This is a genomic window from Serratia sp. CoH_134_PS_4, from assembly GCF_058190535.1.
Window position 1 is genome coordinate 1 of sequence record NZ_JBXWKI010000030.1, and the last position, 9586, is coordinate 9586.

8 protein-coding genes and 1 pseudogene are annotated in these 9586 nt (G+C 46.5%); 6 read left to right on the forward strand and 3 right to left on the reverse strand.

Going from position 1 to position 9586, the window contains the following annotated elements; genetic code table 11:
* On the forward strand, window positions 1–528 hold a 528-nt coding region (locus AC2FCQ_RS24360), incomplete at its 5' end, for a tyrosine-type recombinase/integrase (protein WP_490309154.1).
* 30 nt (window positions 529–558) lie between these two features.
* Window positions 559–669, forward strand: a pseudogene (locus AC2FCQ_RS24365) (tyrosine-type recombinase/integrase); the annotation flags it as partial.
* 94 nt (window positions 670–763) lie between these two features.
* On the opposite strand, the gene AC2FCQ_RS24370 reads toward AC2FCQ_RS24365, so the two are convergent.
* The gene (locus AC2FCQ_RS24370) at window positions 764–1117 is read right to left on the reverse strand and encodes a DUF2913 family protein (protein ID WP_052687614.1); all 354 of its coding nucleotides are present in this window, start codon (window positions 1115–1117) and stop codon (window positions 764–766) included.
* Window positions 1118–1574: 457 nt separating this feature from the next.
* On the opposite strand from AC2FCQ_RS24370, the gene AC2FCQ_RS24375 reads away from it, so the two are divergent.
* The 4 genes from AC2FCQ_RS24375 to AC2FCQ_RS24390 are packed head-to-tail and all read left to right on the forward strand — an operon-like array spanning window position 1575 to window position 8656.
* Entirely contained in the window at window positions 1575–3131 is a 1557-nt protein-coding gene (locus AC2FCQ_RS24375; protein WP_045332322.1) for a type I restriction-modification system subunit M, read from the forward strand.
* Window positions 3128–4342, forward strand: a complete 1215-nt coding sequence (locus tag AC2FCQ_RS24380; RefSeq protein WP_045332324.1) for a restriction endonuclease subunit S — start codon at window positions 3128–3130, stop codon at window positions 4340–4342. Before AC2FCQ_RS24375 ends, AC2FCQ_RS24380 begins: the two co-directional genes overlap by 4 nt.
* 1 nt (window position 4343) lies before the next feature.
* Window positions 4344–5534, forward strand: coding sequence for an AAA family ATPase (locus tag AC2FCQ_RS24385; RefSeq protein WP_045332325.1), 1191 nt, complete (start codon window positions 4344–4346; stop codon window positions 5532–5534).
* A gap of 23 nt (window positions 5535–5557) precedes the next feature.
* Window positions 5558–8656 carry an HsdR family type I site-specific deoxyribonuclease gene (locus AC2FCQ_RS24390; RefSeq protein ID WP_045332326.1) on the forward strand — a complete coding sequence of 1033 codons (3099 nt, stop codon included), beginning with the start codon at window positions 5558–5560 and terminating at the stop codon, window positions 8654–8656.
* Window positions 8657–8758: 102 nt separating this feature from the next.
* Here AC2FCQ_RS24390 and AC2FCQ_RS24395 read toward each other — a convergent pair whose 3' ends face one another.
* A complete protein-coding gene (locus tag AC2FCQ_RS24395) occupies window positions 8759–9028 on the reverse strand; it encodes a hypothetical protein (protein WP_225623294.1) in 270 nt (89 codons plus the stop codon).
* 78 nt (window positions 9029–9106) lie between these two features.
* Window positions 9107–9586, reverse strand: a 480-nt coding sequence (locus AC2FCQ_RS24400; protein WP_490309155.1) for an IS5 family transposase, incomplete at its 5' end; no start/stop codon positions are given.

A 9586-nucleotide genomic window follows, 5' to 3' on the forward strand; every position in this document is an offset into this window, starting at 1 on the left:
TTTGCCAGGTGGTCTGAGATCGACTTTAAGAAAGCCATGTGGACCATTCCTCCTGAGCGGAAACCTATTGAAGGGGTCAAGTATTCCCATCGTGGCTCAAAAATGCGAACAGAGCATCTTGTGCCACTCTCTACTAAGGCGCTGAATATACTACAGCAGATCCACACGATCAGCGGAGAACATGAACTGATTTTCACCGGCGATCACAATCCATGGAAACCCATGAGTGAGAACACGGTGAATAACGCACTGCGGCTGATGGGCTACGATACAAAGGTCGATGTCTGTGGCCACGGTTTCAGGGCAATGGCTTGTAGCTCATTGATTGAATCAGGGCTTTGGTCGAGGGATGCTGTTGAGCGCCAGATGAGCCATCAGGAACGTAATGGTGTCCGCGCAGCTTACACTCATAAAGCGGAATTTCTGGATGAGCGCAGACTGATGCTGCAATGGTGGGCTGATTTTCTTGATGCCAATGAGGGGAAACCAGTGAGCCCATTTGACTTCGCAAAACTTCAGTCTCGATAGCAACCCACATCAAAACAATCAGGAAAATGCGGGATTCAAAACACGTGGATCGAGACGCAACTCGCTCACATGGATAAAAACAGCATTCGCGGAACCTGCAACCACGCACAATATCTGGACGGACGGCAGGAAATGATGTAGTGGTACGCTGACCATATAGATAGTCTGAGCCGCGGTAAATAAAACGGCATAATCCTTGGACGCTCAGCTTATGTGGCCGGGCGTCCTTTTATCGCTATATTCTTTTTTCATCCGAAATCTCGTTGGGCATGAGCCTCTTACGCTCACGGAATGGGTCAGGTAACAGCCGATAAACGAAAAAATCCCTCGTCATCAGGCAAGCGTTCAGATTGCACTGGGCGATCAGCGCAGGAATACCGCTGATATCGCCGGTAAGCCGTAGCTCCATCGGCCTGATGAGTTCACCCGTGCCACTGAACACCTGATGCAGCTCGTCTTTCGGCGTGTAGATCGCACAGACATTACCTGCCAGTTTAGCTTTTTCTTTCCATTCTTTTGCGGACACCAGCCCGTCGATCCAGTCCATTGCCCGAAGGGTTTCGATCGTGTACGTAAAGCGAAACAGCATGCTCTGCTGCGTGAGTTCGCCAGAACTGGCAAGCCAGATGTACTCCCCTTGCTGTTAAGCCGTGCTGATGGCCCGTAACGTTTCGCTTGTTCCTGCAGCCAGATGATGTCCGAAGCTAACGTTGGGGAAACAGATGACGTTTCTGCGCCGTCGGCAACCTCAGCATAATGAACATATGCGTCTACGAGCCCTAAAGCGCTCTCCTTTCCTGTCTGGCAAGGCCAACAGCAATCAAAATATATCATGCAAGGTACGCCAGCCCTTCAGTCGACCGTTTGGGGGAATACTGGGCAATCGTTATTCGTGCATCGTCTAAATATTAATCAATCGCCGCTACCGCTGCGATTCACACAATTTAGTGGCAATTCGAAATGATTAGAACGCTCCTAATCGTTATAATGCAGGACTAATTATGGGCCTTTGGCTATCAAAAATGTATTAAAACCGGAGTTTTACCATGACAAGCACCCAACAACGCGCCGCACTGCAACGCCAGATCTGGCAGATTGCCAACGATGTACGCGGTGCAGTGGATGGCTGGGATTTTAAGCAATACGTTCTAGGCGCTCTGTTTTACCGCTTCATCAGTGAGAATTTTGCCAATTACATTGAAGGCGGTGATGATAGTGTCAAGTATGCAACACTCTCTAGGAGTGTCATTACCCCGGAAGTCAAAGACGACGCCATTAAAACCAAAGGCTATTTCATTTACCCAGACGATTTGTTTGTTAACATCGCTGCTAGTGCCAGTACTAACGAAAAATTAAATACCGATTTGGCTGACATCTTCTCGGCTATTGAAATGTCAGCCAGCGGATACCCTTCAGAGAACGATATCAAGGGATTGTTTGCTGATTTTGACACCACAAGCAACCGGCTCGGCAATACTGTAAAGGACAAAAATACACGTCTGGCGGCAGTACTCAAAGGGGTGGCAGAATTAGATTTTGGCGATTTTGAGGGTAGTCACATCGATCTTTTCGGTGATGCTTACGAGTTTCTTATCTCCAACTACGCCGCAAACGCTGGCAAATCCGGCGGTGAGTTTTTTACCCCGCAAAACGTGTCCAAGCTGATTGCACAACTGGCCATGCACAAGCAAACCAGCGTCAACAAGATTTATGACCCGGCATGTGGTTCTGGTTCGCTGCTGCTGCAAGCCAAAAAACACTTTGATGCCCACATTATTGAAGACGGTTTTTGGGGACAGGAACTCAACCACACCACCTACAACCTAGCGCGGATGAACATGTTCTTGCACAACATCAACTACGACAAGTTCAATATCCAGCTCGGTGATACGCTGCGTAATCCGCATTTTGGCGATGACAAACCTTTTGATGCCATCGTCTCCAACCCACCTTACTCGGTGAAATGGATTGGCTCAGACGATCCCACTCTGATCAACGATGACCGTTTTGCCCCAGCCGGTGTGTTAGCGCCCAAATCCAAAGCTGATTTTGCCTTTGTGCTGCATGCACTCAGTTACCTTTCCAGCAAAGGGCGTGCAGCCATAGTTTGCTTTCCCGGCATTTTTTACCGGGGCGGCGCCGAGCAGAAAATTCGCCAATATCTGGTGGATAACAACTACGTCGAAACCGTGATTTCACTCGCGCCTAACCTGTTTTTTGGCACCACCATCGCCGTCAATATTCTGGTGCTGTCCAAACACAAAACCGATATGACCACCCAGTTCATCGACGCCAGCGGGCTGTTCAAAAAGGAAACCAATAACAACACGCTCACTGATAAGCACATTGAGAAAATTATGCAGGTGTTTGATAGCAAGGCAGACGTTGATCATTTTGCTAAATCGGTGAGCTTTGAAGCGATCGTCGCCAATGACTACAACCTGTCGGTGAGTAGCTATATCGAAGCCAAGGATAACCGCGAAGTAGTCGATATCATTACACTCAATGCCGAGCTAAAAATCACTGCCGCTAAAATCGACCAACTACGTATGGAGATTAATGCCATTGTGGCGGAGATTGAAGGCAGCGAGGCGCAGGTATGAGCGAGTTGAGTTATCTGGAAAAGTTGCTGGATAGGGCTGAGGTAGAGTGGAAATCATTGGGGGATGTTGTAGATCTTCAGCGCGGCAGGCGGCTTGTAAAATCTCAATTAGAAACCAATGGTAAGTATGCGGTTTACCAGAACAGCATGACACCACTAGGTTACTATCATGACTGTAATGTCGCGGCACAATCTACGTTCATTATCTGTGCAGGTGCAGCCGGCGAAATTGGTTATAGCGAGGATAAATTTTGGGCTGCTGACGATGTTCATTTCGCAATCACACCAGAATACATAAATGGCAGATTTTTGTTTCACTTTTTGTTGACGCAGAAAAATAAAATTTCAGGGCAAGTACGCCGTGCAAGTATTCCGCGCCTCTCAAAGTCAGTACTTGAAAGACTTGAATTCCCAATTCCCTGCCCGAACAATCCAGAGAAGTCCCTCGCCATCCAGTCTGAAATCGTCGGCATTCTGGACACTTTTACCTCTCTTACAGCCGAGCTTACAGCCGAGCTTACAGCCCGTAAAAAACAATACAACTACTATCGCGACCAGTTGTTGAGTTTTAAGAAAGGGGACGTAGAGTGGAAAGCTTTGGGGGAGATTGGCAAATTTATTCGTGGAAAGCGCTTTACGAAAGCTGATTATGTTGAAGATGGCATTGGTGTTATCCACTACGGTGAGATATACACTCGGTACGGCGTCTTTACAACTCATACGCTTTCTCAAGTCAGAAATGATATGGAAAAGTCACTTCGCTATGCGGAACCAGGAGACGTAGTGATAACTGATGTCGGAGAAACCGTCGAGGATGTTGGTAAAGCCGTGGCCTGGCTTGGAGATGATAAAGTGGCTATTCACGACCATTGTTATGCTTTCCGACATTCAATGAATCCGAAGTTTGTTTCCTATTGCATGCAAACAGCATCTTTCATTGCCGAGAAAGCAAAGTATGTGGCCAGAACCAAGGTTAATACATTATTGATCAATGGATTTGCTAAAATTGCAATTCCTGTTCCGTATCCAAATGACCTTGAAAAATCGCTTGCAGAACAGGCCCGTATCGTCGCCATTCTGGACAAATTCGATGCTCTTACCAATTCCATCAGCGAAGGTTTGCCACGTGAAATCGCATTACGCCAAAAGCAATATGAATATTACCGTGATTTGCTGTTGAGCTTTCCCAAGCCTGAAGAGGTAGTGGCCTGATATGAGAAAGACGCTAGCAGAAATCGCCCAGCAGATTCAAGGCTCCAATAAAAAGGTACAGTTGATCTATGCCTTTAATGGCACGGGGAAAACGCGCCTGTCGCGAGAGTTTAAGCAGCTTGTTGCCCCTAGGAATGATGAGGATGAAGTCGAACAATCTGAGCTGTCACGCAATAAATTCCTGTATTACAACGCTTTTACCGAAGATTTATTCTTTTGGGACAACGATCTGGCGCAGGATGCCGAGCCCAGGCTAAGGATCCAGCCCAATTCGTTTACTGATTGGGTGCTGAAAGATCAAGGACAAGATCGAAACATTATCACCAACTTTCAGCGCTATGCTAATGAGAAGTTAACCCCACGATTCAATGAAGAATATAAAGTCAAAGGCAAGGACGACAAAGAAATCACTGTAAAGGCGTTTTCGGAGGTGACTTTTTCCCTTGAGCGCGGTGATGATGAACACTCTGGGAATCTAAAAATCTCCAAGGGCGAGGAAAGCAATTTCATCTGGAGTATTTTCTATACGCTGATCGAGCAGGTGATTGACATTCTCAATGTTGCTGAACCCTCCGAGCGTGAAACCAACGCATTTGACCAATTGGAATATATATTTATTGACGACCCAGTCAGTTCGCTGGATGAGAACCATTTGATTGAATTGGCTGTAGATTTGGCCCAACTGATCAAGTCAAACAATTCTGATGTCAAATTCATCATAACCACTCACAATCCGCTTTTTTATAACGTTCTGCATAATGAGCTCAACAGTGACGACGGTGGTTACAAGAAAAAATGGCTTGATAAGTATCGGATGACCAGGCTTGACGACGGCACATATCAGTTAGTCCAGCAATCCAATGACTCGCCATTCTCATATCATCTTTATTTGAAATCAGAACTCGAAAAAGCTATCGAGAGTGGTCAGTTGAGCAAGTATCACTTTAATTTTTTAAGAAATATTCTGGAAAAAACCTCCACGTTTCTTGGCTATAAGAAATGGGGTGATCTGTTGCCAAAAACTGATGACGGAAAAACCAATCCGTATGAGGCTCGGATTATTAATATCTCCAGCCACTCGAAGCATGCGGGCGAAGAAGTGGCCGATCTCACTGAAGACGACAAACGTGTTTTGCGGTATCTGGTCAATGAAATCAATACGATGTATCGCTTCCAGCAGATTGAAAACTAAAGAAAAAGATTTAGGGGTAAAGCATGTACGAATACAAGGCTGTAGCCGAAGCAAATAGCTTTATCGTTCTCGATAAATACGCCAGGGAATGGCAGCTTAATGAAAGCTACCAGAGCGAAGCTGACCTGGAACGGGAGTTCATTCAGGATTTGCACAATCAAGGCTACGAGTATGAGCCTAGTTTAAATACGCCTGAGAAGCTGCTGGCCAACGTGCGCGAGCAGTTGCAGACCCTGAACAACATGCAGTTTGCTGACGGTGAGTGGATGCGGTTTGTGGAGACCTGGCTGGACAAGCCGAGCGATGGCATCGTCGATAAAACCCGCAAAATTCATAACGACTATATCCATGATTTTGTGTTTGACGATGGTCATATCCAGAACATCTACCTGGTAGACAAAAAAAATATTGCCCGTAATAAGGTTCAGGTCATCAAGCAGTTTGAGCAACAGGGTAGTCATGCCAATCGTTATGATGTCACCATTCTGGTGAATGGCTTGCCGCTGGTACAGGTGGAGCTGAAAAAGCGCGGCGTGGCGATCCGCGAAGCCTTTAATCAGGTACATCGCTACAGCAAAGAGAGTTTTAACAGTGAACATTCCTTGTTTAAGTATTTGCAGCTATTTGTGATTTCCAACGGCACCGATAGCCGTTATTTTGCCAATACTACCCAGCGCAACAAAAACAGCTTCGACTTCACCATGAACTGGGCGAAATCTGATAACAGCTTGCTGAAAGACCTGAAAGATTTTACCGCGACCTTTTTCCAGAAGAGCACCCTGCTCAATGTACTGCTGCATTATTCGGTGTTTGATGTGAGCGATGCACTACTGGTAATGCGCCCATATCAGATTGCTGCTACCGAGCGTATCTTGTGGAAGATCAACAGCGCCTATCAGGCTAAAAACTGGAGCAATACGGAAAGCGGCGGTTATATCTGGCACACCACAGGTTCCGGTAAAACCTTGACCAGCTTCAAGGCGGCGCGCTTAGCCACTGAGCTGGAGTTTATCGACAAAGTTTTCTTCGTGGTGGATCGTAAAGATCTGGATTACCAGACAATGAAGGAGTACCAGCGTTTTTCCCCGGATAGTGTGAACGGCTCTGACAGCACCGCTGGCCTCAAGCGTAATCTGGATAAAGATGACAACAAAATCATTGTCACCACCATCCAGAAGCTCAATAACCTGATGAAGAGCGAAAACGAGCTGCCCATTTACAATAAACAGGTGGTGTTTATCTTTGATGAATGCCATCGTAGCCAGTTTGGTGAAGCCCAGAAGAACTTAAAGAAAAAGTTTAAGAAGTTTTATCAGTTCGGCTTTACCGGCACACCAATTTTTCCCCAAAACGCTCTGGGGGCAGACACCACGGCCAGCGTGTTCGGTCGAGAGTTGCACTCTTATGTGATCACCGATGCGATTCGAGATGAAAAGGTGCTCAAGTTCAAAGTGGACTACAACGATGTGCGCCCATATTTCAAAGCTATTGAAAGCGAACAGGACGAGAAAAAGCTTAGCGCGGCGGAAAACAGGCAAGCCTTATTGCATCCTATCCGTATAAAAGAAATTTCGCAGTACATCCTGAATAACTTTCGGCAAAAAACGCATCGCCTGCACGCAGGGGCAAAAGGGTTTAATGCGATGTTTGCCGTGAGCAGCGTGGATGCAGCCAAGCTGTATTACGAATCGTTCAAAGACTTGCAAAAAGACAGCGATAAGCCACTAAAAATCGCCACCATATTCTCTTTTGTGGCTAATGAGGAACAGGATGCTGTAGGCGATATTCTGGATGAAAGTTTTGACGTATCGGCAATGAACAGCAGTGCCAAAGAGTTTTTAAGTGCTGCCATAGCTGACTACAACGCACTGTTCAAAACCAACTTCAGCGTGGAAAGCAATGGTTTTCAAAACTATTACCGAGATCTGGCCAAGCAAGTTAAGGCTAAGGAGATCGACTTACTGATTGTGGTCGGCATGTTCCTGACCGGGTTTGATGCGCCGACGCTGAACACTTTGTTTGTGGATAAAAACCTGCGCTACCACGGTTTGATGCAAGCCTATTCACGCACCAACCGTATTTTTGACGCAACCAAAACCTTCGGCAATATCGTTACCTTCCGTGACCTGGAGCAGGCGACAATTGACGCCATCACGTTGTTTGGCGATAAAAACACCAAGAACGTGGTGCTCGAGAAAAGCTACAAGGAGTATATGGAAGGCTTTACCGACGTAGTAACCGGTGAGGCAAGGCGTGGCTTTATGGATGTGGTGACGGAGCTAGAGCAACGCTTTCCAGATCCCTCTGCCATTGAGAAAGAGTCCGACAAAAAAGCCTTTGCAAAACTCTTTGGTGAGTATTTACGCGTTGAAAACGTGCTGCAAAACTACGACGAGTTTGCCAGCCTGAAGGCCTTGCAGAACATTAACATCAATGACCCTGAGGCGGTTGAGGAGTTCAAGACCCTGCATTATTTAAGCGATGAGGATCTGGCGACGCTGCAAACGATTAAAATGCCGTCTGAACGGAAAATTCAGGACTACCGTTCAACTTACAACGATGTTCGCGACTGGCTGCGTCGGGAAAAATCTTCCGCTGAAAAAGAAAAATCGACTATTGATTGGGATGACGTTGTCTTTGAGGTAGATCTACTGAAGTCGCAAGAAATTAATCTTGATTATATTCTCGAGCTGATTTTTGAACACAATCTTAAGAATAAAAGTAAAGCAGGCTTAATTGATGAAGTTCGTCGATTAATACGTGCCAGTCTTGGGAGTCGGGCCAAAGAAAGCCTAGTCGTTGATTTCATTAATCAAACCGACCTAGACAAAATTAGTGACAAGGCCAGTATTATAGATGCCTTCTTTGCTTTTGCACAGGTAGAGCAACTACGCGAAGCACAAGAGCTAATTGGATCCGAGAATCTGAATGAAGAGGCAGCTAAACGTTATATTACCACTTCCCTTAAACGAGAGTTTGCCAGCGACAATGGTACGGAGCTCAATGCCGTTTTGCCCAAAATGAGCCCACTAAATCCCCAATATCTCACAAAAAAGCAAAGTGTTTTCCAAAAAATTGCAGCGTTTGTTGAAAAATTTAAGGGAGTGGGTGGGAAAATATAGATGCTTCAACTCATGATACAAAGTTGTGAGTTGAACAAAATGGCAAGCCCTTTAAAGGGCTTGCCATTCTTATATATTAGCTCAGACCTGATCTGACAGTGGCTATTTATTCCATAGCGTTTTATGAATTTTCCCAGTCTGATGGTATTCCCCTACCAGCTCAATAAAATCTTTAAAATCCCGATTCTCTTCCACCAGACGGTTTACTGACTGCCAATCCACGCTGGTACTTTCACGCGCTGGGATTAACGTCTGGCTATTAGAGAAATCATGCGGATCCAAGAGGAGCACACCAATACCGTGCAACGCACAGAGCATCTGAAGTTCACGCTCCACGCTACGCTGCTTATCTTCGTTAATTTCAGTCGCCACCAGATAACCGAAATGCGCCCAACGGCTTTGTTGAATAAATAAGATTTCGTGCGAACGACCCTGTAGCTGGCTGGATTTTCAGGCAATACGCACGCTTTCTGGCATCCCGGCCTTTGTCATCCTGTTCAACGCACGCACCATGGCCATAGCTTCCGCTACCTGACCATCGTAGTCACGCAGCGTCAGTGAATCTCCCAACAACTGCTTCATTCTGTACATTGCCGTTTCCGCTATCGAGCGACGGTTATATTCCGTTGTCCATTTCCACCGTGCATTGCTTCCGCTCAGCCGCTGATTAGCAACGGCACGGTTGCGGTCTGCGTACTCACCGGGCCAGTAACCTGCTCCTTTTCGGGGAGGAATAAGCGCGCTGATTTTTTTGCGGCGCAGTTCATCGTGACAGAGCCGGGTATCGTAAGCTCCGTCTGCCGCGGCTGCCCTGATTTTTCTGTGAGTCTGCCGGATAAGGCCCGGGAAGGCTTCTGAGTCCGTAACGTTGTTCAGCGACAGGTCAGCGCAGATGATTTCATGTGTTTTACTGTCAACGGCGAGATGCAG